At 47.7% G+C, this 23,850-nt stretch carries 22 protein-coding genes; 5 read left to right on the top strand and 17 right to left on the bottom strand.

What is annotated here, in order from left to right:
- Positions 1 to 42: 42 nt before the first annotated feature.
- Both SATMO3_RS05180 and SATMO3_RS05175 read left to right on the top strand, forming a co-directional pair.
- Positions 43 to 975 carry a permease gene (locus tag SATMO3_RS05180; protein WP_371378472.1) on the top strand — a complete coding sequence of 311 codons (933 nt, stop codon included), beginning with the start codon at positions 43 to 45 and terminating at the stop codon, positions 973 to 975.
- Complete coding sequence (locus SATMO3_RS05175; protein WP_371378469.1) at positions 962 to 1,717, top strand: TIGR03943 family protein; 756 nt, start codon at positions 962 to 964, stop codon at positions 1,715 to 1,717. The genes SATMO3_RS05180 and SATMO3_RS05175 overlap by 14 nt, the downstream gene beginning before the upstream one ends.
- Before the next feature lie 583 nt (positions 1,718 to 2,300).
- On the opposite strand, the gene SATMO3_RS05170 is transcribed toward SATMO3_RS05175, so the two are convergent.
- The 6 genes from SATMO3_RS05170 to SATMO3_RS05145 all read right to left on the bottom strand — a co-directional run bounded on the left by SATMO3_RS05170 (position 2,301) and on the right by SATMO3_RS05145 (position 7,327).
- A complete protein-coding gene (locus SATMO3_RS05170) occupies positions 2,301 to 2,891 on the bottom strand; it encodes a class I SAM-dependent methyltransferase (RefSeq protein ID WP_371378466.1) in 591 nt (196 codons plus the stop codon).
- Positions 2,881 to 3,411, bottom strand: a complete 531-nt coding sequence (locus tag SATMO3_RS05165; protein WP_371378463.1) for an ECF transporter S component — start codon at positions 3,409 to 3,411, stop codon at positions 2,881 to 2,883. Before SATMO3_RS05165 ends, SATMO3_RS05170 begins: the two co-directional genes overlap by 11 nt.
- Positions 3,412 to 3,441: 30 nt before the next feature.
- The gene (locus SATMO3_RS05160; RefSeq protein ID WP_371378460.1) at positions 3,442 to 5,484 is read right to left on the bottom strand and encodes a TonB-dependent receptor plug domain-containing protein; all 2,043 of its coding nucleotides are present in this window, start codon (positions 5,482 to 5,484) and stop codon (positions 3,442 to 3,444) included.
- A gap of 467 nt (positions 5,485 to 5,951) precedes the next feature.
- Positions 5,952 to 6,647, bottom strand: a complete 696-nt coding sequence (locus SATMO3_RS05155) for a redox-sensing transcriptional repressor Rex (RefSeq protein WP_371378457.1) — start codon at positions 6,645 to 6,647, stop codon at positions 5,952 to 5,954.
- A gap of 102 nt (positions 6,648 to 6,749) precedes the next feature.
- Positions 6,750 to 6,998 (bottom strand): TonB family protein, encoded by a 249-nt coding sequence (locus SATMO3_RS05150; protein WP_371378453.1) that lies wholly within the window; start codon positions 6,996 to 6,998, stop codon positions 6,750 to 6,752.
- Between the two features lie 143 nt (positions 6,999 to 7,141).
- Positions 7,142 to 7,327 (bottom strand): hypothetical protein, encoded by a 186-nt coding sequence (locus SATMO3_RS05145; protein ID WP_371378451.1) that lies wholly within the window; start codon positions 7,325 to 7,327, stop codon positions 7,142 to 7,144.
- Positions 7,328 to 7,672: 345 nt separating this feature from the next.
- Here SATMO3_RS05145 and SATMO3_RS05140 point away from each other — a divergent pair, with 345 nt between their 5' ends.
- Entirely contained in the window at positions 7,673 to 8,353 is a 681-nt protein-coding gene (locus SATMO3_RS05140) for a YetF domain-containing protein (RefSeq protein WP_371378448.1), read from the top strand.
- A gap of 21 nt (positions 8,354 to 8,374) precedes the next feature.
- Here SATMO3_RS05140 and SATMO3_RS05135 read toward each other — a convergent pair whose 3' ends face one another.
- From SATMO3_RS05135 to SATMO3_RS05125, 3 genes are all read right to left on the bottom strand, one after another.
- Positions 8,375 to 10,009, bottom strand: a complete 1,635-nt coding sequence (locus SATMO3_RS05135) for a sensor histidine kinase (protein WP_371378445.1) — start codon at positions 10,007 to 10,009, stop codon at positions 8,375 to 8,377.
- Positions 10,006 to 10,698 (bottom strand): response regulator transcription factor, encoded by a 693-nt coding sequence (locus SATMO3_RS05130; protein ID WP_371378442.1) that lies wholly within the window; start codon positions 10,696 to 10,698, stop codon positions 10,006 to 10,008. The genes SATMO3_RS05135 and SATMO3_RS05130 overlap by 4 nt, the downstream gene beginning before the upstream one ends.
- A 227-nt stretch (positions 10,699 to 10,925) precedes the next feature.
- Entirely contained in the window at positions 10,926 to 11,327 is a 402-nt protein-coding gene (locus tag SATMO3_RS05125) for a DUF2680 domain-containing protein (protein WP_371378439.1), read from the bottom strand.
- A 263-nt stretch (positions 11,328 to 11,590) separates the two neighbouring features.
- Between SATMO3_RS05125 and SATMO3_RS05120 the strand changes: the two genes are divergently transcribed.
- Entirely contained in the window at positions 11,591 to 12,973 is a 1,383-nt protein-coding gene (locus SATMO3_RS05120; RefSeq protein ID WP_371378436.1) for an NAD(P)/FAD-dependent oxidoreductase, read from the top strand.
- A 197-nt stretch (positions 12,974 to 13,170) separates the two neighbouring features.
- Here the strand turns inward: SATMO3_RS05120 and SATMO3_RS05115 are convergent, their stop codons facing one another.
- From SATMO3_RS05115 to SATMO3_RS05100, 4 genes are all read right to left on the bottom strand, one after another.
- The gene (locus tag SATMO3_RS05115; protein ID WP_371378433.1) at positions 13,171 to 13,797 is read right to left on the bottom strand and encodes a TrkA C-terminal domain-containing protein; all 627 of its coding nucleotides are present in this window, start codon (positions 13,795 to 13,797) and stop codon (positions 13,171 to 13,173) included.
- 338 nt (positions 13,798 to 14,135) lie between these two features.
- On the bottom strand, positions 14,136 to 14,630 hold the full coding sequence (locus SATMO3_RS05110; protein ID WP_371378430.1) for a GNAT family N-acetyltransferase: 495 nt from the start codon (positions 14,628 to 14,630) through the stop codon (positions 14,136 to 14,138).
- Positions 14,618 to 15,709 (bottom strand): alanine/ornithine racemase family PLP-dependent enzyme, encoded by a 1,092-nt coding sequence (locus SATMO3_RS05105; protein WP_371378427.1) that lies wholly within the window; start codon positions 15,707 to 15,709, stop codon positions 14,618 to 14,620. Before SATMO3_RS05105 ends, SATMO3_RS05110 begins: the two co-directional genes overlap by 13 nt.
- 379 nt (positions 15,710 to 16,088) lie before the next feature.
- Positions 16,089 to 17,381, bottom strand: coding sequence for an ArsB/NhaD family transporter (locus SATMO3_RS05100; RefSeq protein ID WP_371378424.1), 1,293 nt, complete (start codon positions 17,379 to 17,381; stop codon positions 16,089 to 16,091).
- A gap of 333 nt (positions 17,382 to 17,714) precedes the next feature.
- Here SATMO3_RS05100 and SATMO3_RS05095 point away from each other — a divergent pair, with 333 nt between their 5' ends.
- Positions 17,715 to 18,992 (top strand): ArsB/NhaD family transporter, encoded by a 1,278-nt coding sequence (locus tag SATMO3_RS05095; RefSeq protein WP_371378422.1) that lies wholly within the window; start codon positions 17,715 to 17,717, stop codon positions 18,990 to 18,992.
- Between the two features lie 230 nt (positions 18,993 to 19,222).
- Here the strand turns inward: SATMO3_RS05095 and SATMO3_RS05090 are convergent, their stop codons facing one another.
- The 4 genes from SATMO3_RS05090 to SATMO3_RS05075 form a co-directional block, all read right to left on the bottom strand.
- Positions 19,223 to 19,708, bottom strand: coding sequence for a GNAT family N-acetyltransferase (locus SATMO3_RS05090; RefSeq protein ID WP_371378420.1), 486 nt, complete (start codon positions 19,706 to 19,708; stop codon positions 19,223 to 19,225).
- A gap of 191 nt (positions 19,709 to 19,899) precedes the next feature.
- Entirely contained in the window at positions 19,900 to 21,903 is a 2,004-nt protein-coding gene (gene feoB / locus SATMO3_RS05085; RefSeq protein WP_371378418.1) for a ferrous iron transport protein B, read from the bottom strand.
- Positions 21,900 to 22,727, bottom strand: coding sequence for an HD domain-containing phosphohydrolase (locus tag SATMO3_RS05080; protein ID WP_371378415.1), 828 nt, complete (start codon positions 22,725 to 22,727; stop codon positions 21,900 to 21,902). Before SATMO3_RS05080 ends, feoB begins: the two co-directional genes overlap by 4 nt.
- The gene (locus tag SATMO3_RS05075) at positions 22,727 to 23,713 is read right to left on the bottom strand and encodes a GGDEF domain-containing protein (RefSeq protein WP_371378413.1); all 987 of its coding nucleotides are present in this window, start codon (positions 23,711 to 23,713) and stop codon (positions 22,727 to 22,729) included. The genes SATMO3_RS05080 and SATMO3_RS05075 overlap by 1 nt, the downstream gene beginning before the upstream one ends.
- Between the last annotated feature and the right edge of the window lie 137 nt (positions 23,714 to 23,850).

Here is a 23,850-nt window from a genome sequence, read left to right as displayed (position 1 = left end):
TATAATGTATCAAAATCCTATTGCCCAGGCAGGAGGTTTAGTATGCAAGAGTTCAATACCATTTTTCTCAGTATCATTATGGAGGCACTGCCGCTAGTGCTCGTTGGCGTTTTTGTCTCCGCCGCCATTCACTCCTTCATTCCGCCGGAATGGATCCAGCGCTTATTGCCGCGCACCCGTTTTGGGGGAATTATCGCCGCTTGTTTACTGGGTCTTATCCTGCCACTGTGTGAATGCGGCATGGCTCCGGTTGTAAGACGGTTAATTCAAAAGGGTATTCCGCCGTACATTGCGATTACCTTTATGCTTTCTGCCCCGATTATCAACCCGCTTGTCGTCTGGTCAACTTACCTGGCGTTTTCCTCATTCCCCTCCATGGTCATCTACCGTATGGCCGGAGCTTTTTTGTCGGTTGTCATAATCGCTTTTATCATCAGCAGTATGCGGCAGCGCGCCGTCCTGGCCGGCGGCGATTTAGCGGCGACTCAATGCTGCAGTCATCATGAACATCATCAGCCCCACCTTCCCGCCAACTTTACCGGCCGGATTCGCAATATGCTGTATCATGCCTGCGACGAGTTCTTTGATATGGGCCGGTTTCTGCTGATTGGCTCTTTCCTGGCCGCATTAATTCAAGTGACAGTCCCCCGCCTGTCTTTACTGTCGTTTGGGCAGGAACCAATTTACGCAGTTGGCGGTATGATGGGCTTTGCTTTTCTTATCTCGGTATGCTCCCAGGCCGATGCGTTTATTGCCGCGCCTTTTCTGGAACACTTTACTACCGGATCGCTGGCAGCGTTTCTCATCTTTGGTCCCATGCTTGACGTCAAAAATACAATTATGCTGTTTACCGTCTTTAAGCCTTCCTTTGTTATAAAGCTCGTGCTGGTTATTACGGCTGTCGTCTTTGCGGTAAGCCTGTCTATGGTATATCTGCCTGAAGTCTGGGAGGTGATCTGCCGTGTTCCGTTATAAGCCGCTGGCGGAAAATCTACTAAAACTCAGTGTGCTGCTGGGCTTTAGCCTGCTATTTTATAACGCGCTGACAGAAGAGAGTCTGACCCGGATTATTAACCCGCAGTTTATCGGCAATATAAAATTGGGTTTGGCGCTCTTAATCCTGCTGACAGCAATTCAGACACTAAAAGCTTTTGACCGGCGGCATAACAAGGCCTGCAGCTGTCACCATACCGTCGGTCAACTATCCTATATGATCTTTATCGGCACCCTGTTTCTCGGTCTGATGATTCCCGCCAGTCCCCTCGGCTCAGCAACAGCAGAACAAAAAGGCCTAAAATACATTCATGCGGCTTCCGCCGCCCCGGTTAGTTTGCCTGCAGTCTCCCCGTCTCAGCCGGCTGTAATAATAAACGATGAAAATCACATCAGGCAGGTGACTGCCTTATACGAGAATACACCGGCTTTTGTTGGCAGAGAGCTCCAGATTCGCGGCTTTGTCTACCATCCGGATCAAATACCGGCCAACCATTTTATGGTCGCCCGCTTCGAGATATCCTGCTGTGCCGCCGATGCCATACCAAGCGGCCTGTTTGTTGAATGGAACGAGGAACGCAGCCTGAAAAACGACAGCTGGGTGGAAATTCAGGGTAAAGTAGACACTTTCGTTTATCTTGGCAATAAACTGCCTGTGATTAAGGCTAACCGGGTCACTCCGATCAAACCGCTGAGCAGCCCTTATGTCTATAGCAACAAATAATATATGAAGCTCTTTCCGGGATAAGCCGAACAGCAAAAACTCTTTTGTCGTTCATCCACAGGGCGAATAAACAACAAAAGAGTTTTACCTTATTGTTTAGATTGATTACGCTGTGACTGCTTAGTTTTCCGCAGCGTGTCAGTCAGACACCAGACCCGTAGTAAAAAAGGCCCGCCAAATAAGAGAATGATCAAAAGCATACTTAAAAAGCCAGCATGCGAGCCGCTAGGTTCAGACAAGTTATCACCCTCCTTTGTTTTTAGTGAAGGTTTTCACTTTATTGGGTAATACCTCCTCTCCAACAATTACTTATTGTAAAAAGGCATGAAGCTAAAAAGGATGTATAATCCTTTTAAGGCTTCATGCCTTTTTTACAAGGTCAACGGTTACCGCGAGCTTCAACCTATAGCCGGAATTATTACAGTATATTAATGCAAATAAACTTATATGCAGTGCTGATTATTATCTTTTTTTGCTGCCAGCTCAGCAGTATTATATGACGCATGTCGCTCCTGATCACCTTGACTGGCGCAATCGTGCGTCCCCCTAACTTCGCAATAGCGTCTTAGAGATTTTCCTTTCATTAAGCTTTTAGCCCTTTTATGAAATAGCGATCATTATCATCAATTGTCTCTCCCACCGTAAAGCCATTTGCTAAAAACAGTTCTTTTACAGCTTCAGCAGGCGCTAGCCTGTCGTCTTGAACTACCTTACTGCCTTGGTGAATGGCATTCACCTGCTCTCTTGAAATATCATGCATAATGACAAGTTGCCCCCCTGGCCGCAGCATATCCCGCATCCTTACCAGAAACTGAGGCTTATCCTTGATATGGGGGAAAAAGTTGAAACAGATAATCGCATCAAATGCTTTGCCGGCAGTATATTGCATAATATCAGCGACAGCAAATTCAATACCCCCGAGGCCGCCGTGTTTTTCTTCGGCTTTGGCCAGCATGTTACCGGAGAAGTCGACCGCGGTAATAGTACCGCCAGTACCGACAGCCCGCTTCAAAAAGGGCAGCAGCACACCGGTACCGCTCCCGGCGTCCAACACCCCGGAACCGGGAATGAGACCGATCAGATCTACAAGCTGATTGATTTTTTCGGCATCAGCGGCCCGCATAGTATCCCACTGCCCGGCGATAGTATCGAAAAATTCCCGTTCATGAGTCATGTGCATTCCTCCTTACAGTCCCCGCAGCCTCCAGCTTTTTAACCAGCAGCGGGACAAAGACTAACTGAATAGCTACTCCCGGAATACCGGTAGTAATAACACCGGTAATATAAGTCATTGGATTCATTGTAAGGCCAAAGAGACCGGCAAGGCAAGCGACAACACTTAAAGCCGCCATACGTCCGGCAATCATGGCTGCCACTAATGCCCCTATGAGCGGCAGCTTACGCTCCTTATACAAATATCCGGCCAAAGCGCCATAAACACCGAGTTCTGCTGCCATAACGGGCAGCATTGGCAATAAAGGAGGCATACCGGTCATGATGCTGCTGACTACCGGGGTGAGCGCACCTGTAGTTAGCCCGCCTCTTATCCCCAGTAACAGGCCAGCCATAAATACCGGAATGTGCATAGGTAAAAACACGGGGCCGGCGCCGCCAACCAGGTGAAAAACCATAGGCAAGGTCAACCCCAGCGCGATAAATATGGCGATGTGGATCAGATTCCGTGTATAACTCATAACACACCTTCTTACAGTGAGCAGTCGCGTTTATATTTTCTGGGTCAGGCTGACATAGTACGCCCGACCTGGCATCGGATAACCCAGTTGCTCAACATACTGCTTATCAAAGATGTTATCAACATAAAAGCTGATATTCCTTGTTTTATCAAGCTCTCTTACTATCGCCAGGTTATGGACGGTATAACTGCTAATAGTGCTTACCGCACTATTGTACCACGCTTTTTGCTGACCGGTGAAATTCACGCTGTATCTTACCTGCCAGGGCCTGGCATCATACTGGTAGGCAAGCGAGGCTTTATGCTGAGGGCTGTAATCCAGCTCATTAACCATACCGGCGTCAGGACGGATTGCGCCGCTTTTGGAGGTATGCTGATTGGTGTAATTCAAGATAATCCTGTTGGAGTCATCCATTTTGAGGACATTTTCCCATTCGGCGCCCCATACCTTGGCCTGATCAATGTTATAGCAAAAAAACGGGAAAGAATGCTGGAAGTTTATATAGTCATCAATATCCTGGTAGAAGAATGTAACCTTTGTGCTGTATTTCTCACTGATCTTTTTCTCAATACCGGTCTCATAGCTGTATCCCTTTTCCGGTTTAAGCTGCTGCTGGTAGCCTGGGTTAACGTTACCGGCTTTCACTGCCGCATTATAATTCTGGGACCACCAGTAGTATTCCGCCATAGACGGCGAACGCCATAACCGGTTTACCGAGATAAAGGTATTGGTAGTATCATTATTACGGAATGATAAGCTTAGTTTGGGAGACAGGGAATCAGCATCGTAATCACGCATTGCCGTTGCCCGGCTGTCATCCTGGCTGGCTGATAAGTGGTCATACCGTAAGCCAAAATATGCCGACCATCTTCCGTTCAGTTTCCAGCTGTCATCCACATAGGCTCCCCACAGGTCAATCTTTTGGGACGGATAGATCTGATCAATGCTGCCCACCGGACGGATATCATAATAGCCGTAGCCGTAACGCAGGCGTTTGTATTCACTACCATAGCCAATGGTATGCCCGCTCACTTTGGTTTGACCGGAGAAGCCAATATTGTCGGATTTATCACTGACTATGGTGCGATCCATATCCACTGCCGTACCGGCAGCATTGTAATTAACTTCACGGCGTTTTTCGTTATTCTTCCAGTAGTCGATTTGCCAAAAGCCGGTTTCCGTCTTGTGCCGGTAGGCAAAGTCATAATAAGTGTTGTCTTTTTCCCAGTACGCCCCCGGGTTAAGTGGATATGAGGGAATAGAGGGACTAAAGGATGGGGCTGGCGACAGGCTTTCGCCGTCACTGACCGGATATCCGGGGTCATAATTTCCCGCCTTATTTTCAAGAATATATCCCCGTTTGGCCTCCGTACGGTTTACACCGGCAGAGATGCTGTTTTTGCCGTCGATATCATAATTCATCCTCAAGCCAAACTGTTTGGCATCATAGTCATTGTTGCGCAGGTATGCGTCTGCCCCGGTCTTATTGGCAATTACGTTAAAATCGAGTTTTCCGGCTGAGCCGCTATAGTTGAATAAATAATCATACCGGCCATTGCTGCCGGATAGAATATTGATCTCACCGCCATTAATGCCTTTATCCCGGGTAATAATGTTGATAACCCCGCCCAGGGTATTGCCGTGCGCGGCCGATTTGCCGCCTTTGATAATCTGAATTTTTTCCACTGTATTGAGCGGAATGGTTGTCCAATCCACATACTGTCCGCCCATAACCCCGGCCGAATTAATTTGCCGGCCGTTTAGAAGAATGGTATATCGCCGTGCGTCAAATCCCCGCAGCTTGATCGTACTGTCCTGATTGTCACCGGCAATAGCCCGCTGATGCACGTCAATACCCGCAGAACTGCGCAAAAGCTCGGGAATAGTGGCGGCCTTGCCGGGACTCACCGTTTTTACGCTGACGGTAGTGTCTGCATTATCTTTGCTGACAGAATCGGCCTGAATTATAATTTCCTCCAGGTTGTACGTCGGTGCGTCCTCGGCCATAACCGTCATACCTGCTAATAGCAGTCCGGCTGTAACTGCAACAAGTGCTTTCTTATTTAATTTCACTCTTCTCTCCTCCAACATACCCAAAGTTACTTTCTGTTTTGATAAGAAAAGACTTGGCTTGTGTCAAGTCCTTCAGGACGCCGGCAGAAGCCTTAGTCGTTCTTACTTATTATCAGAAAGGGGATATACTTTCTGATAATGTAAAAAAAACACGGCTGGCGCCGAGCCTTTGGCGAAAGCGGAAGCCGATGTTGCCCTTATCCAGGCGAAAGTTATACTTTCTATCAGGATAATATAGCCGTCAAGGCCTTGCTATCATATACCCATCTGCCATCCTCCTCTACTTTAGAAAATAAAAAAGGTATGAAAACCGGCAGGAGCTATACGCCCCCAAAGGTTTCATACCTTAATCGACAATTTTCACTTTATGGCCGACAATACTTTGTAAGAGTTTTCACAACCCTTTTTCCAGGGTTAATTTTACACTATTGGGAAGCTTTTGTAAATACTAAAGAAATAATTAACTTTTACCCCAGTGCACAATGTAACTCATGTTCTCCCTGTTGATATCCGGCGACTTCTGTGGAGGGTGTGCTCAGATTATAGGACAACTGGCTTAGGCACGAAGTTACATTTATTTGACTTAAAGTAACAGTGTCCGGAACCGTAACCGAAGCCGACGAAAAGTTGGCTATGCCTTTAATACCGGCCTTAATCAACGCGTTGGCAACTGCCTGCGTTTTCTTGGGAGGCACAGCAATTATCCCAATGGAAATATTACCGGATTTTATTACATTCCCTAATTTCTGCGGGGAATGTACCGTCAAATTTAAGCCGGAAATTTTATGCCCTTGATTCTTGTTATCAAGGTCAACAACTGCCTTGATTGTAAAACCGGGCGGTAACAGCTGGCTATAGCCGGCTGCACCGGAAAACGGAATTCCCATCCCCACAAATACCGAGTTCCATATAGCATTATACCCCAGGATCTCCCCTACCCAGGACATTAGATAATCTACCTCATAGCCAACTCCTTTGGTGCCAAAACCGCCAAAATACGCCAGATCACGGCGAATAACCGAAGACGCAATGCCTGTACGCTGGCCTAATTGAGTGGATGCGCAAACCAACTCTCCTTCGTCCTTCATTTTTTTCAAGGCCGAATAATAAACTGCCATTCGCGCAATAGTGAGCTTGGATACTTCTTCCCGTGCCTTAATCATTAATAATCAACTCCTGGATGTAATATACTCAAAATAAAAGGCATGAAGCAGCGACAGTACCGTCGGCTTCATACCCACAATTCTCCAAAATATAAAATTACCCTAATTCAACCTAAATACGACTGACAGTGTCGTAAAACATCTTACAGTTCGGCCGCCGACTGCTTCCTGTGCAGGCACAAACCGCCATTTGCGGACAGCCTGCAAGGCAGCCTCGTCGAACGACTGACGGCCTGAGGAACGTGCAATCTGCACCTCGCCAGTGCGTCCGTTTTCCAAAACCTCAATTTTTACACCTACAATACTGCTAAATGAGGATATCATCCCAATAACGGTACCCAATAGTCCCAAGGAGGCGCCATGGCCGCCTGAGCTGCAGTGCTGGTCATGGCACTCTATAAATCGCAGGCGTCAGAACGAATGTTAAGCAAACCGTTCGACAGCATTGCTGCCGTAACGCCGCCGGTACTTTCACACACCCTGAGCGCTCCTTCTCAGTCATACCGCTTAAGTCTGGGTTCCAGTTCTGTCATAAGGCTATTTATATCTGTTGCGGCCTTGCGGAAATACTGGTAGCGCTCGACTGCAATTGCAATTACTAGCAAAGAACAGACCAGCAGCGGATACATAACATAGCCGCCTTTTTGAAAAAGTTCAATACTACTATTAATAACGTCCATAATCTCCCCCGTTATATTAGTGCTGCTGCAGTATTTCCGTCATTATCACCTCCGTCGGGTAAATAAAAAAGGCATGCAAACCAATGAAAACTTCACGTTTTCTTAAGGTTTCATGCCCTAATCATTACTATAAAATTTTATAGAATTTTATAAAATTATCATTCAGTCCTATTCTGTAAGAGTTTTCACAACCCTTGTATCAGCACTTATTTTACACTGTATTCAATATTTTGTAAATAGTTTACTTTTAAAGCGACGCACTCCCCACTCCCAAAACATGCCGGTAATAAAACATCTCAAGTTGACAACTCTAATAGTAAGGATGGATATGAAAGGATGGCTGCCATGACCGACATCATCGAGTATGCCTTGCGAACCGTGCTTGCTTATGTGATCCTCTTGTTCGTTATCCGGACACTGGGTCGCAAAGAAATTGCCCACGCTACCTTATTCGATTTTGTCAGTACCGCCACCCTAGGCTTATTAACGGTTTCCACCCTGGTTGTCCAGACCGTCCCCTTCACAGCCGGCTTAACAATCCTGGCTATCTGGGGCACTTGCATCCTGACCGGCAACCTGATAACGATTCGAAGCCAACCGGCCCGGAAGTTTCTTGAAATGGATCCGGTCATGGTTATTCATAGCGGCAGAATTCTGGAAAACAATCTGAAAAAATCCAGATATAATGTCAACTGTCTATTGGAACAGCTGAAGCTTAATAACATTGCCGATCTGTCCCAGGTAGAAATCGGCATTTTAACAACAGACGGGGAACTTAACCTTATAACCAGGGCAGCTCTGGAGCTACCGGCTGCAGTTATGGGGAATTTCACCGGTAAGGAGTTAATCATAGACGGCCAGGTGATTGAGACTGCTTTGCGCCGTAACGGTTTCACCCGGGAGTGGCTGCAGTACGAGCTTGACAAACGCGCCATTGCCAGCATAGCCGATGTGGCATTGGCAACGATTACACCGACCGGCAGACTGTATATTGATGTTAAGGATGATACTCCGGCTAAGAGCTGACTGCTTTTAGTTTCAGCAAAATCACACCGGCAGACACGGAATTTTAACAGTAAAGGCTGTTCCTTTCCCAGGTGTGCTTGTCACTTCAGCCTCAGCCCCATGCAGACTGATTATTTCCCTGGCAATAGCCAACCCCAGGCCGGTGCCGCCGCCGGCACGGGTACGGGCTTTGTCTGCTTTATAAAACCGTTCCCAAATATATGGCAGGTCTTCTGCCGGAATACCGGCGCCTGTATCGGCAATGACCAGGGTTATGTTCTTAGCGTCTGCTGTTACATCGACAGTAATGGCCCCTCCTGCCGGAGTATATTTCAGTGCGTTATCCAGCAAAATAACAACCAGTTGGGTAAGCCTGTCGCCATTACCGGTTATTTCCGGTACATTGCCGGCAATATGGGCGACTAGTTTTACGTCCTGAGACAAGCTTTTTTGACTAAACATTGTCACAACGTTATGGACAAGCTCACTTAAAGAAACCGGCTCTTTCTCTAAAGCAGCCGTATTTGCTTCTAACTGACTCAAGTCCAATAGTTCGGCGATAAGTTTTTCCAAGCGTACGGTTTCGTCCCGCATAATTTGATGATATTTGGCCATTTGTTCCGGTCCGGATACCGTTCCGTCCAGGAGCGCTTCATTGTAGCCGCGGATAATAGTTAGCGGCGTTCTCAGCTCGTGCGACACATTAGCCACAAAATCCCGCCGGAGTTTGTCGGTCTCTTTGGTTTTGTCGACAAAGTCGCCAAGGGCTTTGCCCAGGGAGAGAAGCGAACGGCTTAGGTCCCCCACTTCGTCATTGGTTTCGACTTTTACCCGGGCGGCATAGTCACCGTCAGCCATGGCGGCGGCCACTGCCTGCATAGACTTGAGAGGACGAATAATGCCTGCCGCCAGATAATTGGCGATACATACGGTGATCAGGACAGCTAAAGCCCCGGCAGCAGCAAGATACCAGTATATCCGGCTGAGAAAGTCGTCAAAGCCAGCTAACGGGGCATGAATCAGGATGGTCCCTTTCCTCTCGGTACCGGCTGTCAGCGGTACCCCCACCACCAACATATTCTCCTCATAATAAGGATGATAAAAAGTAACATCCCAGGCTGTCGTCCCGGCAGTTTCTACCTGCTGTTTGATGATTTCCAGCCCCTGAATATCCGTAAGCTTCCGTTCCGGATTCCGGGGCAGCACAGTATCGGAAACACCGTCCTGTCTGTTCATCATTCCCCGGTGTTTGCCCATACCGGAGCCATGATGCATCCCGCCTGCCTCCTCCTCACCAACTGCACAGGCCATGGAAGAGCCCATAGGGCTTTTTTTCATCATACCGGACCGGTAATGGTGAAATCCACCGGTTACAGGCTGTTGCTCCACAGAGGCCGCGATGATCGTAAGGGAACTGTCCGTAACCCATACCCGGGCGCCAAGCAAGCTGTCAATACTGTTAATAAAACCAGCCAGTTGGCTGTAGGATATCTGGCCCGCGTAGTAGCTTTCCACCACCCGGGCCGTTTCATAGGCCTTGTCGGTGAACTCCCGCTTTTTGCTGGCTATAAAATAGTCCCGGATAAGAAGTGAAACGCCGGTGGAAACGCTGGCCAGCACCAGCGCAACAACTATGATAAAACTTCCCAAGAGTTTGTATTGGAGCGACAGCCTCACTTTTTCACCTCAAACTTATAGCCTATGCCCCAGACAGTTTTGATGTCCCAGGGAGAGCAGGCAGTAATCGCCAGTTTTTTCCGGATGCGTTTTATATGGGTGTCAACAGTCCGGGTATCCCCGCAGTAGCTGTAACCCCATACACTCTCTAACAGCTGTTCCCGCGAAAAAGCCAGGCCTGGATGAGAGGCCATATGCCATAACAGTTCCATCTCTTTGTTGGCAAAGGGAATGTCCTGTTCAAATACAGTTACCGAATGTCTGGCCATATCGATCAGCAAATGCGGAAAACTCAATGCGGCTGCCGGCGGTTCCTGCTGCGCCGCCTGCCGGCGCAGCACTGCCCTGACCCGGGCGACAACCTCCCGGGGATTAAACGGTTTAGTGACATAGTCATCGGCCCCCAGTTCAAGCCCCAGGATACGGTCATCGTCTTCGGCCCGTGAAGTCAGCATGAGCATCGGTATATTCGAGAACTTCCGGATTTGCCGGCAAACCTCGATACCGTCCAGGACCGGCATCATAATATCCAAAATAATAATATCCGGTTTTTTCTCCTGGTGTTTGATAAGCGCCTCAGCCCCGTCAACTGCTTCTTCAACTAAAAAGCCTTCCTTGGTAAGATACAAGCCCAGGAGTTCCCTGATAGACGGCTCATCATCCACCACCAGTACCATTTTATCATTCACGGTAATTCACCTCACTGCTAAGAGTACCGCGTCAACCCTAATGCTGTGGCTACTGCCGGGATTCATTTATCCGACGACTTAGCTTTAAGCCGGGGTAAAACCCCGCCTAAGCTAAGTCTACTTTATCCACAGTTTTTAACGTTGTCACAGTACTAGCATACCATAAGCAGGCCACTAACCAAAGCAGCCTGCCGCACTTTGCCGGCAGGCTGCCTAACCATATTTTTTTATTGCGCTGATCCCGGCGCACTGTAATTACCGCAGCCGCCTTGCATGTGCATGGATCCCATTCCCTTACCGTGACCCATCATGCCCGGTCCCCGGAAATTCCCGTCGCGGTGGTGTTGTTCCAGCCAGTTAATTTGCTGGTCGGCCTGTTCCTGGGTTAACCAGCCCCATTCCACCTGTTTCTGCAGGACTTGCTTGCGGTGTTCCAATCCTTCCTGGCGCCAGGTTTCGATTTGCGCTTTTTGCTCTTCAGTCAGGTTAACCTGCTGGCTATTGGGTCCCCATGCCAGGCAAAAAGCGCCGGACTGATCAGGATTCATTGCCGGAGCAGCAAAAGCGACGGCGCCTGCCAGTGATACCACCAGAACGCCAATAAGGGCCGCTATAGTTGTCTTGCTCATGTCACTCACTCCTCAGCTTTATTTGCCTTAAGTATAGCTGATTTTTCCGCTGAAGGTGTGACGAAACTGTGAACAATTTGTGAAACTGTCTGGCTATGACCCATACATTGACTTATCACCATTTCGCCATTAAGATTAAAGTTGGCGGGCACAACCGCTTGTAATATTTTCATATGCAGATATTTTCCTATTTACAAACAATATTTATTAAAGTATAATGTTTTTCGGTTTGTGCCACAATCACAGGGAAAGGTGGTTTTGTAATGCCAGAGAAGTTTGATATTGGTATTGTCGGTGGAGGACCGGCCGGCATATTTGCCGCTTATGAGCTTGTTAGCAACAATCCGGATGTTAAAATTGTACTTATAGAGGCCGGACACGATATTTATTCCCGCAGTTGCCCCATTTCCGATAAGAAAGTGCCCTCCTGCATCAAGTGCAATCCCTGCGGCATTATGCGCGGTTTTGGCGGCGCCGGCGCCTTCTCGGATGGTAAATATAACTTTACTACCCAGTTTGGCGGCTGGTTGAATGAATATCTCCCCGACCAAAAAGTGCTTGATCTCATCGACTACGTCGATCAAATCAATGTAAAATATGGTGCGCCGGCTGAATACTTCAGCACCCTGAACAGTAACCTCGGTAAAGAGGCGCTAAAATATGACCTCCATCTTTTAGATGCCAAGGTGCGGCATTTAGGCACCGAAAACAATTTAAGAATTATGCAGTCCATCTACGATTATCTGCAGGAGCGCATTACCATGCTGTTCGGCGTTACTGTAAGCTCTATCCAGAAAAAGGATTCTCAGTTTACCCTGGAGACAGCCAAGAATGGCAGCATCGCCTGCGATTATCTCATAGCCGCCCCGGGCCGGGCCGGCTCGGAATGGTTTGCCAACCAATGCCGCGAACTTGGATTATCACTGACCAACAACCAGGTGGATGTCGGCGTACGGGTGGAAATTCCGTCCGAAGTATTCCAGCATATTACCGACGATGTCTACGAAGCCAAATTAGTATACCGGACCAAGCAGTATGGCGACTTAGTCCGCACCTTCTGCATGAACCCCAAAGGATATGTTGTCGCCGAAAATACAGACGGCATCGTCACCGTTAACGGCCATAGCTACCGGGATGAAAAACTGCATAGTAAAAATACTAACTTTGCCCTCTTAGTAAGCAACCGCTTTACCGAACCCTTCACCGAGCCGCATCAATACGGCAAACGTATTGCCTCGTTCTCCAACATGCTGGGCGGCGGCGTACTGGTGCAGCGTTTCGGCGACCTGTTAAAAGGCCGCCGCACAAACGAACACCGGCTTGGTAAAAGCTTTACCCAGCCGACCCTCAAAGCAACGCCCGGCGATTTGAGCCTGGTACTCCCCAAACGTCATCTTGACAATATAATTGAAATGATTTATGCGCTGAATAAATTGGCGCCCGGCATGACCAACGACGACACCCTGCTATATGGAGTCGAAGTCAAATTCTACAGTTCCCGCTTGAAACTGACAGGTGAGCTGGAAACCGAGATTGACAACATGTTTGCTGTCGGCGACGGCGCCGGTATTACCCGCGGCCTTTCGCAGGCAAGCGCCAGCGGTGTGCATGCAGCCAAAGTGATTGCCGAACGGTTAAAGAAATAGAAAAAACGCCAAGCAGAGCAGACAATACTCGGGCTTGGCGTTTTTTCCTGTAACTAACCCGCACTAAGACTCCTGCTTCTATAAGCGGGAGATAAGTGCGGTTAAGTTCCTGGATAAGGGCGACTAAACTTCAGGTGGGGTTAAAACCCCATCTGAAGCTAAATCTACTTTATTCTTACTAAACGGGTTCCTTAATTCTAACTAACTTTAGGCCTGTTAAAATACTCGGAAGTACGTTGATAAATACCAGTTTCCCCTACCACAACAATTCTGTCATGAGCCATAATGATGGCATTGGGTCCCGGCGATATGACGATCTCTGTCCCTCGCCGGATGGCAACCACGGTCGCCCCGGTATGCTGCCACAGGCGCAGCTCGCCAATAGACTGGCCCACTATATGGGCATCGACATTTATGGAAATTTCCACCGGGTTATAGGGTGTTAGGTTTCTTAAGCGATCAGAGTAATTGATGATATCTGTCAGCACTGCTTCCAATCTTTCATCAAGTAGCCGCTTTTCCTTTAACAAGAGCTCGATCTCCTGCCTGAGCGAATAAACCGATTCGGAACTTTTGTAGCGCTCAATAAAATCATACGCCTTTTCAACTGAGCATATGGCTACTTCCTTACCTTGCGAAACCTCAACAACGCCTCTGTCCTTTAAGAGTGAAATAGCTTTACGGATGGTCTCGGGCGACACGTTATAATGCCCGGCCAGCAGCGTCCTGCCCGAAATCTTACTGCCTTCCCCAAACTCACTATTGATAATCCGTTGTGCTATGTCAAGTGCAATAGCCCGAAAAATCGGGACATTTCCCTTCATCCTGCATCCCCCAGCCTGCCGCATTGATAAATATTAGTTTGTATTTATCCGAGGACTAACCTGCGCTAAGACTCCCACTTCTACAAGTGGGAGTTATACCCCTGCGGGCACAGGCGAGCGGCTAAATCCCTGGATAAAAGCGACTAACCTCCAAATGGGGCTAAAATCTCACCTGAAGCTAAGTCTACTTTATAACATACTCTGCGCGTCAGTCTTTTTCCTGCATCGGATTACCTGTTTAGCTCCAAAAGATTTACAGGCAGGGTATCAGTAACAAGCGTAGCGTTGAAGCGTCACTTCCCCCCTGCCTAAACGGGATCTTTACTTAATATCACATATCAGCTATTGGCGGGAAATGCTTCCTGGCTAAGCTTGCTTTTAAACCTATCTCTGGTGAGGATCATCACCAGTCTGTCCTCGCCCTGCCCGTATTCGTTTTCTCTAAAGCCGGTAATTTCAAAACCCAGCTTCTCTTTATATACCTTAATTGCGGCAGCGTTGTTAGCTTCCACGGTCAGTTCCACCTCTGCAATCTTATCAGCAAACAGGCGGTTAAGACTCTGGGTGATAAGCCCGGTGCCTATTCCCTGACCGCGCGCTTCAGCTGCCACGGAAACGCCAACCATATAGGCCAGTTCCGGCCGCTCCCAATCCAGTATGTATTGAACTGCCCCCAGCACCTCAGCATTATTTCTGCTAACAAACACCCTGCCATGACGTATGATAGGGACAAGATGCCACTCGTTCATGCCGCCGGCGCCAAAAGCCGCTTGTTCCAGTTCAACCAGGCGCGCAAGTAATCGTGGTTCTATTCTAGAAACTAACTCAACCATATATTATCCTTTCTAAACACTTTTTTTACATATTTGGATTGGCTTACGGAAAGCAGCCCGGAATAAGTAACATGAAAAGTCAGCTCGTCGCCAACGCGCACTTGCCGGGTAGCGTCGGTGATATCAAGGATCATGTGATCACTGCTGGCTCCCAATATCGATAGCCCCTGGTCAACAGGAACCAGTCCTTCAATATAAGCATCCTGTTTGCCTAATGCAACTATGGCCCTGTTCCGGATGCCGACATCTATGAATTCAGGAATATTGCCAAAAGAATCCCGTCCGATATTACCGATAGGGACAGACGGCTTTAGTTTAGCTTCAATAACTTCAGCTTTCAAAAGAAATGCATCATTTTTCAGCCACTCTATGTTCCGGCTGTTAGTGGTGTCGGTTCCCAGCAGCATGCCTTCGCCTATCCGCAGTTGATTAATGCCTGCGGGAATTTCATTGCGTTCCACAAGAAATAAGGAAGAAGTGCCGCCACCGGAGAGGACTTCCAGCTTAATACCCAGTCTGGTTTCAATCAGTTTACCGAGATTTACTAAAATGTTGAGATTACTGTACTCTGGCAAAATTCCGCCGAAACAGCCCATATTGGTTCCCAGACCTACAAGCCGGATTCCCTCCAGGCCAATTACCTGGCGAACTGTAGCCAGAACATTTTCCGTCATAACGCCTTCGCGCAAATCACCTACGTCCACCATCAAAATAATTTGGTGCACTAATCCTTTTTCCTTAGCCGCCTTCCCCAGGGCCCGGATCACAGCCACTTCGGAATTGACACTTACATTACTGTATGTAACAACGTTTTCTACATTGCTCAACTGCGGGATGCGGAGTAAAGTGATGGATTCGGAAAATCCTTCATTTCTTAATTCAATGATATTTTCCATTCTGGCATCGGCCAGGCCATCCACGCCGCCTTCCAGCATAGCGGCGACAATTTGCGGAATCGCAGTAAATCCTTTAGTTACTCCCAATACGGCAATACCATGACTATGGCATAATTCAACGACTTTAGCCGCATTGTATTTAATCTTGTCTAAGTCGACTTCCAGTCTCAATCCTATACTCATTGTCTTCTCCTCCTGGTCACCAACGTTCAGGCCTGACATGAAGCTGAATATTTCATAACCGCCCAGAGAAACCTATTATCCTAAAAATCCGAATTTAAACAGACAACTTAATTATAATACAGAATTGTTAGTTTTTCAATTATCATCAAAATCATACAATAATCAAAAGTTGTATGTCTGGCTAATCATCATGCGGCCAATAATTCTAATCGTATTAAGACAATGCGCAAAGCCTGGCTCTAATCCATAACACCCACAGAAGACTATGGCGGTATAGTGAATGAGTACAAAGAAAAAAATTCCATTGCCAGTATGGCTTGCATCAAACCGCAAGCCACACTGGATAGCTTAGACGAATCTAACCATTTGTATTCGCAGTTTAAATCAGATACCGCACATAAACGTAGATGCTTGCTATGAGCACAGATAACAAAGTGAGCGGAAAACCCACTTTCATAAACTTCATGAATGACAAGGGGTATCCCTCCTGCGCAGCAAGGCCGGCGACAATCACATTGGCACTGGCGCCGACTAAGGTTCCGTTTCCGCCTAAGCATGCCCCCAGCGCCAGGCTCCACCAGAGTGGCTCCAGATTAGTAACGCCCAGCGTTCCCATATCCTTGATCAGGGGAATCATGGTAGCTACAAACGGAATATTATCGACAAAGGCCGAAGCAATAGCACTCAGCCACAGAATGAGCATAGCCGTGGTGGCGGGATTACCGGCAGTCAGTTCCATGGATTTTTGGGCCAGCAGGGAAATCACCCCGGTCTCGACCAGTCCGCCTACCAGAATAAACAGACCCACAAAGAATAACAGCGCTACCCACTCAACCTTATGAAAAATGTGTTCTAATTCATGATCGGAGTTTTTGCCGGCGAGAACAATCAGCAGCACGGCGCCAAAGATAGCTACAGTAGCCGATTCCATATGCAGTGGTTGATGAAAGAAGAACATGGTAACCGTAAGCGTCATAACTGCTAAACATATTTTAAGCAGTTTAGGATTTTTAATTTGCTTTCCCGGGTCAAGACTTCTGATTTTTTCACTTAGTTCGGCAGTTGTTGTAAGCTGCCTGCGATAGATTAACGCCAGCAGAGCTATGTTTACAATAAGAATGAGCATGGCCACTCCGGCCAGATTATTTACAAAGGCCAGAAAGTCCAGTTCTTTAACAGCACTGCCAATCATAATATTGGGTGGATCGCCAATCAGCGTGGCTGTGCCGCCAATATTGGAGGCTATGATTTGCGAGATCAAATAGGGCGCCGGTGCTACATGCAGCTGCTTAGTAATGCTTAATGTTACCGGTACAGTTAACAGCACGGTGGTTACATTATCCAGCAAGGCTGAGCATAATGCCGTAATGACACTTAAGACAATCATTAACTTCAGGGGATTGCCGTCGACGGCTTTGGCCGCCCAGATAGCCAGAAACCGGAATAACCCGGTCTCGCCGGTAATTGCGACAATAACCATCATGCCAAGCAATAAACCCAGCGTATTAAAATCAACATGCCGGAGTGCCTGTTCCTGGTTTATAACCCCCAGCATGATGACCAGCACCGCACCGGCAAGAGCCACAACAGTGCGATGAATTTTTTCAGAAATAATTAAGCCATATGCCACCAGAAAAATCCCTATGGCTATAGCGGCCTGATTACCACCCATGTATTTCACTCCTTTAATTTTATTATTTCTCCGATTTCATTTCTTAAAAATAAAATATCAGGGAGAAGCCCCCGCAAAGTTCCTCCCTGATCATTTGCCAAAAATACAGAAGGAGCCCTTGGTGACAGGCTCCTCCTTAAATAATCTTATTTTTTTGTAGTTATATAATATACAAAGACACTCTGTATTGTCAAGCTTTCCTTAGGGAAACTACAGTTGACTCTGCCTGAGATATATCATATCATTTTTGGTAACGTATATTTTTGAGAGAGAGTCTTTAATCGGACTCTATCGGCTCTTTGCAGCAGACTTGGTTCCGGGAGGCGCATTGATGTGCAGGATATTGCTTTTTGGGGTTCAATTATAATTTTCCTGACAACCTACGGTTTAATCATCTGGGAGAAAATTCATCGCATGGTGGTTGCCATGGCCGGCGGTCTGGTTATGCTCTTGCTCGGCTTTTTAACCCAGGAAACGGCGCTGAAGGATGATATTGACTTTAATACCATCGGCCTCTTGACCGGCATGATGATTTTGGTGGCTATCACCCGGCGGACAGGCGTTTTTGAGGCCATCGCCATCTGGGCGGCCAAAATAACGCATGGTCAGCCGCTACGGCTTTTGGCCCTGCTTTCCTTCATTACCGCGTTTGCTTCGGCATTTCTCGACAACGTTACCACTGTACTGCTTATCGTGCCGGTTACGCTGACCCTGACTGATAAATTGCAAGTCACGCCGGTACCCTTTCTGATAGCAGAGATTATTGCCTCCAACATAGGCGGCACGGCGACACTGATTGGCGACCCGCCCAACATTATGATTGGCAGCGCCGCCAATCTTGATTTTAATGCCTTTATCCTTCACTTGGCCCCAATCAGCCTGATTGTATTGGCAGTAACTGTCGGTTTGCTGCTCTTGCTATATCGCAAAGACTTACAGGTTGAGGATCAGAGCCGCCTGTCCGTTTTGGAACTTAATTTTAAAGATGAAATTAAAGACTGGCAATTACTAAAAAAGTCGCTCACTGTATTAGGAATAACCATTGTCGCTTTTATCCTGCACGGCTATCTTCAGCTGGAATCTGCCACTATCGCCCTGGCAGGAGCTATTTTACTCCTGCTGGTCAGCCGTGAGGAGCCGGAAGATGTTTTATTACAGGTAGAATGGCCTACCATCTTTTTCTTTATCGGTCTGTTTGTACTGGTTGGCGGTCTGAAAGCCGCCGGCGTCATCGGCGAGCTGGCCCATTGGTGTCTTACTGTAACCCAGGGAAACCTGCTGCAGACATCGCTATTGGTGCTATGGGTTTCAGCCATTGCCTCAGCCTTTATTGATAATATTCCGTTTGTGGCCACTATGATTCCCATGCTCCAGGAAATAGGACAACTATCCGGCATGGCGCTGGAGCCGCTGTGGTGGTCACTGGCATTAGGCGCCTGCCTCGGCGGCAATGGTACCCTGATCGGCGCCTCGGCTAACGTTATTGTGGCCGGAATTGCCGAGAAAAACGGTATTGGGCTCTACTTTGTCCCCTATCTGAAACTTGCCTTTCCCCTCATGCTTGTTTCCATTATTCTCTGTCATGCGTACATATTGCTGCGGTATTTTTAAAAATGTATGCAACGCAAAAAAGAAGCTGCTATTGGCAGCTTTCTTTCAGATCGTAAACAAACTAATTTCTTGATTTTTTGCTATAAATAAATAGAATGTTTATACAAGCCAAATGCACGGAAAACGCTCCGTGCATTTGGCTTGTATAATTCAATAAATTGAATTCTATTAACTTAATGTTATACGGATAGTGTGTAAAGTATAAACTGGAGGCTGTCCAACTTTATGTTTTATATAATAATTTCATAATCAATGTACTCACCCGAAAAAGCAGCATCACCTTTATTTTCCCTTTTCTGATGGAGCTTAAAGCCAACATTTTCATACATATGTTGTGCTGGAACTAATCTGCTATTTGTTGTTACAATAACTTTTTTAGCATCATCCTGAAGAATTCTATGAATGGCTTCCTGAAGTTGTATTTTCCCATAACCATTGCCTTTATATCTGGATGCAATGCAGTTATGTCCAATTGCCACATATTCAGGCCTATTTCTTGGATCCCAGGAAATATGTCCAATCGGCTCATCATTTAATGTTGTTATAAAACCAGATTTATCTGCGATTCCTAAATTATCAAAGAAAAAATTATCAAACTCTATCCAGTCCGGCTCAAAACGCTTCTGCCATCTGCTATCAAAGGAATAACCATCCACCAATAATCGGTGCAGTATCCCTCTATCAAAATTGCTTATTTTTCTGAATATAAGACACATATATCATTCCCCCGCAAACTATGATTTTCCAGTATTACCAACTCCTATTTCCTTAATTATACCAAAGATAGAAAAGAAGTATATTAATGCATGCTTATTCTTAAAATATACAGTGCTAATGGCGACAACTCGACTTTGTCTACAATCTGAAAGAAGCTGCTATTGGCAGCTTCTTCTTTTGGATGAGAGAACTAATAGCCAAGCAAACTTCCCGCCTGATATATAGCAAAAGCTAACAGCCAGGCCAACAGGGTGGTATATACTGGGCTGAACAGCGCCCACCGCCAGGAATTGGTCTCCCGTTTAATAACGGCAACGGTTGCCAGACACGGTGAATATACCAGCACAAACACCATTAAGGCGTAGGCCGCATCGCTGCTTAAAGCCTGCTGCAGATCTACCGCAATCTCGCCGGTCTGGCTAATATTATAGAGTGTACCTAAAGTGCTGACAAGCACTTCCTTGGCGGTAAAAGCCGATACCAGCCCCACTCCCAGCTTCCAGTCAAAGCCTAAAGGCAGTATCCACGGCTCAACCAGTTTTCCCAGTTGTCCTGCGTAACTGCCGGCAATATGATCGGCTGCCGGGTAATTTACCAGGAACCATACTAAGATCGACACGGCCAGTATAATGGTGCCGGCCTTTCGCAAATAGAGCAGGCTGCGCTCCCACATATGGATGAATATGCTTCTAAAGGTTGGCAGGCGATAAGGCGGCATTTCCATAACGAAAGGCTCGCTCTCGCCCTTAAACACCAGGGTACGGAACAGCCGGGCCACCAGCACCGCCAGTAAAATACCGAGCAGGTAGAGAGAAAAGAGCACAGTTCCCGCCATACTTTCCGCAAAGAAGGCTCCAGTCAAAACAGTATAGACCGGCAGGCGGGCGCTGCAGCTCATAAACGGGGTAACCAGTACAGTAACAAGCCGGTCACGGGGATTCTCCAGGGTCCGCGCGCCCATAATGGCCGGCACACTGCAACCGAAGCCTAGGAGCAGGGGAATGAAGGACTTGCCATGAAGCCCAACGGCCCGCATGATCCTGTCCATAATAAAGGCGGCCCGCGCCATATAACCGGTATCCTCAAGAAAAGCAATGCCGAGAAACAGGATGAGAATATTGGGCAAAAAAACAATAACACTGCCGACTCCGCCGATAATTCCGTCGACAAGCAAAGACCGCAAATCATCATCTGCCAGCAGGGGGCTGACAAAACCGCCCAAAGCGTCAAAACCCTCTTCGATCCATTCCTGCGGGTAAGCCCCTACAGTAAACACAAAATTAAAAAGCAGCCACATCAGACCGAAAAAGATGGGCAGTCCGGAGTATTTTCCTGTCAGGACCATATCCAGCCTGTCGGAAGTACTCAAGGTGTTATCCCGGGTTTTGGCAGCAACTTGTCCATATATCCCGGCAACAAACCGGTGCCTTTGTTCAGCAATCATCAGCGCCGGATCACCGGACTGTCCGTCCAGTTCCCGGTTGCAAACGGCCGCTGTCAGAATGGCCTCATCTCCCCCGGCTATATGGCGCAAATATTCACGGGCTTCCGGATCATCCTCCAATAGTTTTAACGCCAGCCAGCGCCGGGGAAAACGCAGCCCTGTTTTGATCCCCGCCAAATGTCCGCTAATCTTGTTGATAGCATTTTCAATAGGTTCACTGTACCGGAAAGTGGACCCTGGCGCTGCCCGCTCGTCGGCGGCTGCGGCAGCCATGGCCAGAACCTCTTCGGTCCCCCGGTTTTGCCGGCCAATTGTCCGGATTACCGGTATACGTAGCAATTCACCTAACCGTTTGTCATCAATCTGTATGCCATTATTTTCAGCAACATCCACCATATTCAGAACCATAACGACAGGCCGTTCCAATTCCAGCAACTGGAGGCTAAAATACAGATTACGCTCCAGGTTGCTGGCATCCACGATATTGATAATGATATCCGGTTTGTTATGAACAATAAACTGGCGGGCAACAAGCTCATCGGCCGCATGAGCCATCAAACCGTAAGCCCCGGGCAAATCCACAATAAGAAACTCTTTACCCTGATATTTTGCAAAACCTTCCCGTTTCTCGACCGTGACGCCGGGATAGTTGCCTACATGCTGTTTTGCCCCGGTGAGGTTGTTAAACAGGGTTGTCTTGCCGCAATTAGGATTGCCGGCAAGCGCTAGTGTCAGCTGCAAATTCGTCATTCCACAGCCACCTCGATGAATTTTGCCTCGTTTTTACGCAAAGACAAATTAAATTCCTGAATCTTTACTTCCATGGGATCACCTAGCGGCGCATATTTCCGCACTTCTACTTTGGTGCCGGTAATGACTCCCAGATCAAGCATGCGCTGCAAGAGGGGCCCCTTTCCGGTCAGCTGGGTTACCCGCCCCTTCTCACCCGGACGCATTTCACTAAGGGGTTTAACAGCCGCCAGTTCCGCCGGCCATTTGGTATTTTGGCAAAGCGCAACAAAGGCGTTGGCAATATCGGGATCAAATTGTGTCCCCCGGCAGCGCAACACCTCTTTCACGGCCTCTTCCTGCGACATCCTCGCCCGGTAGGAACGGGCGCTGGTCATTGCGTCAAAGGCATCGGCCAGTGCAATGATCCTGGCTCCTAAGGGGATGGTCTTACCGGCAAGTCCGGCGGGATACCCGCCCCCGTCCCAGCGTTCATGATGATGCCGGACGATTTTGGCAATAGGCCGCAGTAACGTGACCTTGTTAAGTATTTCAAAACCCATTTGGGGGTGACTCTTAATTACTTCAAACTCTTCGGACGATAACCTGTCCGGTTTAAGCAAAATATGATCGGGAATACCGATTTTCCCGATATCATGCAGATGGGCGGCCACATGAATACTATCCTGCGTGGCTTTGCTCAGTCCCAGCGCTTTGGCAATGGCCGCCGCTATTTCGGCAACCCGGTCGGAATGCCCCTTGGTATAGGTATTTTTAGCATCAAGCGCCGCCGTAAAAGCCTCCACAAACTCATGCACACCGGTGCTTTGGAGCAAAGCTTCCATCAATGTGTCACACCTTTCTGCTCCAGCAAGTCTGTTACGTGAGCCAACTCGCTTACCGGTTTCTCACAGGTATAACAAACTACCCGGTCCCGGCCGGTATTTTTGGCATTATACAGCGCCAGATCGGCGTATTTATACAACAATTCGGTTGTACTGTACTCATTTGCCGCATTGCCGCAGACCCCGACAGAACACGTAACCCGGATGCTTTGTCCATCACCGGTTTGAAACAGATATTCTTTGATACTGTCCCGTATTTCATCGGCTACTTCCACAGCTTTGGCTACATTGGTTTCCGAAAGCAGAACCGCATACTCCTCGCCGCCGATCCGGGCGGCCATGTCACTGCGCCTGAGCCGGTTACGCAAAATACGTGAAATGCCGATTAAAACGGCATCGCCCGACTGATGCCCGTACGTATCATTCACCTTTTTGAAGTAATCCACATCGAGAATAAACAAAGATATCGGATGAGCGCTGCGATTGGACCGGCATACTTCCTGTTCCAAATGGTCAAAGAAGTGCCGTCTGTTGGACAATCCGGTCAAAGGATCGGTCATGGCCATTTCATTCAAGCACTGATTGGCTGCTTCCAGCGCTTTTTTCTGCTCAATTAATTCCTGCTGAGCCGTATCCAGTTCGCTAATGGCTTCTGTTAACTGGCTTTCCCGTATCTTGATTTCCCGGGCCATCCAGTTCATGTCCCGCTGCACTGAAACGAATTCATTCTCCCCGCCTTCGTGCGGCGCTTCATTCGGCAATGCCATATGTATCAGGTACTTTCCTTCCCTGACCAGTTTACAAAAGTTCCTGATCTCCTCCAGATCTCTGGTCACCAGCCAGCGAGCCGCCAAATACGGCCCTAAAAGGCCGACCAGTGCGGCTGTGCCGGCGCCAATCGCCATCTGATCCATCAGTATAATCACTGCGACAGGGAGCGCAGTGGCCATAGTCATCAGTATTTGCAGTTTCGTTGTTATTTTCACCGGCATCCCTCCCGAGTATAGTGATAATTATTATCGATTTAGCCTTAAAAAAATACCGGCCTTTAGCCAGTACTTTATTGATAATTATTCTCAATTATTATTTTAGTATAATTTATTACCATTGTCAATGAAATTTT

The sequence above is a fragment of the Sporomusa aerivorans genome (genome assembly GCF_041428895.1).
Lineage (GTDB): Bacteria > Bacillota > Negativicutes > Sporomusales > Sporomusaceae > Sporomusa > Sporomusa aerivorans.
Note: the sequence above shows the minus strand (reverse complement) of the source record. Positions and strands in the feature narration are given on the sequence as shown.

Excerpts from the sequence above, each read along its gene's own strand:
- SATMO3_RS05180 (WP_371378472.1), top strand. The coding sequence starts at position 43 with ATGCAAGAGTTCAATACCATTTTTCTCAGTATCATTATGGAGGCACTG.
- SATMO3_RS05165 (WP_371378463.1), bottom strand. The coding sequence starts at position 3,411 with ATGAGTTATACACGGAATCTGATCCACATCGCCATATTTATCGCGCTG.
- SATMO3_RS05105 (WP_371378427.1), bottom strand. The coding sequence starts at position 15,709 with ATGAGTATAGGATTGAGACTGGAAGTCGACTTAGACAAGATTAAATAC.
- feoB (WP_371378418.1), bottom strand. The coding sequence starts at position 21,903 with ATGACGAATTTGCAGCTGACACTAGCGCTTGCCGGCAATCCTAATTGC.
- SATMO3_RS05145 (WP_371378451.1), bottom strand. The coding sequence starts at position 7,327 with ATGGACGTTATTAATAGTAGTATTGAACTTTTTCAAAAAGGCGGCTAT.
- SATMO3_RS05090 (WP_371378420.1), bottom strand. The coding sequence starts at position 19,708 with ATGTGTCTTATATTCAGAAAAATAAGCAATTTTGATAGAGGGATACTG.
- SATMO3_RS05120 (WP_371378436.1), top strand. The coding sequence starts at position 11,591 with ATGCCAGAGAAGTTTGATATTGGTATTGTCGGTGGAGGACCGGCCGGC.
- SATMO3_RS05115 (WP_371378433.1), bottom strand. The coding sequence starts at position 13,797 with ATGAAGGGAAATGTCCCGATTTTTCGGGCTATTGCACTTGACATAGCA.
- SATMO3_RS05125 (WP_371378439.1), bottom strand. The coding sequence starts at position 11,327 with ATGAGCAAGACAACTATAGCGGCCCTTATTGGCGTTCTGGTGGTATCA.
- SATMO3_RS05110 (WP_371378430.1), bottom strand. The coding sequence starts at position 14,630 with ATGGTTGAGTTAGTTTCTAGAATAGAACCACGATTACTTGCGCGCCTG.
- SATMO3_RS05100 (WP_371378424.1), bottom strand. The coding sequence starts at position 17,381 with ATGGGTGGTAATCAGGCCGCTATAGCCATAGGGATTTTTCTGGTGGCA.
- SATMO3_RS05140 (WP_371378448.1), top strand. The coding sequence starts at position 7,673 with ATGACCGACATCATCGAGTATGCCTTGCGAACCGTGCTTGCTTATGTG.
- SATMO3_RS05170 (WP_371378466.1), bottom strand. The coding sequence starts at position 2,891 with ATGACTCATGAACGGGAATTTTTCGATACTATCGCCGGGCAGTGGGAT.
- SATMO3_RS05080 (WP_371378415.1), bottom strand. The coding sequence starts at position 22,727 with ATGGAAGCTTTGCTCCAAAGCACCGGTGTGCATGAGTTTGTGGAGGCT.
- SATMO3_RS05155 (WP_371378457.1), bottom strand. The coding sequence starts at position 6,647 with ATGATTAAGGCACGGGAAGAAGTATCCAAGCTCACTATTGCGCGAATG.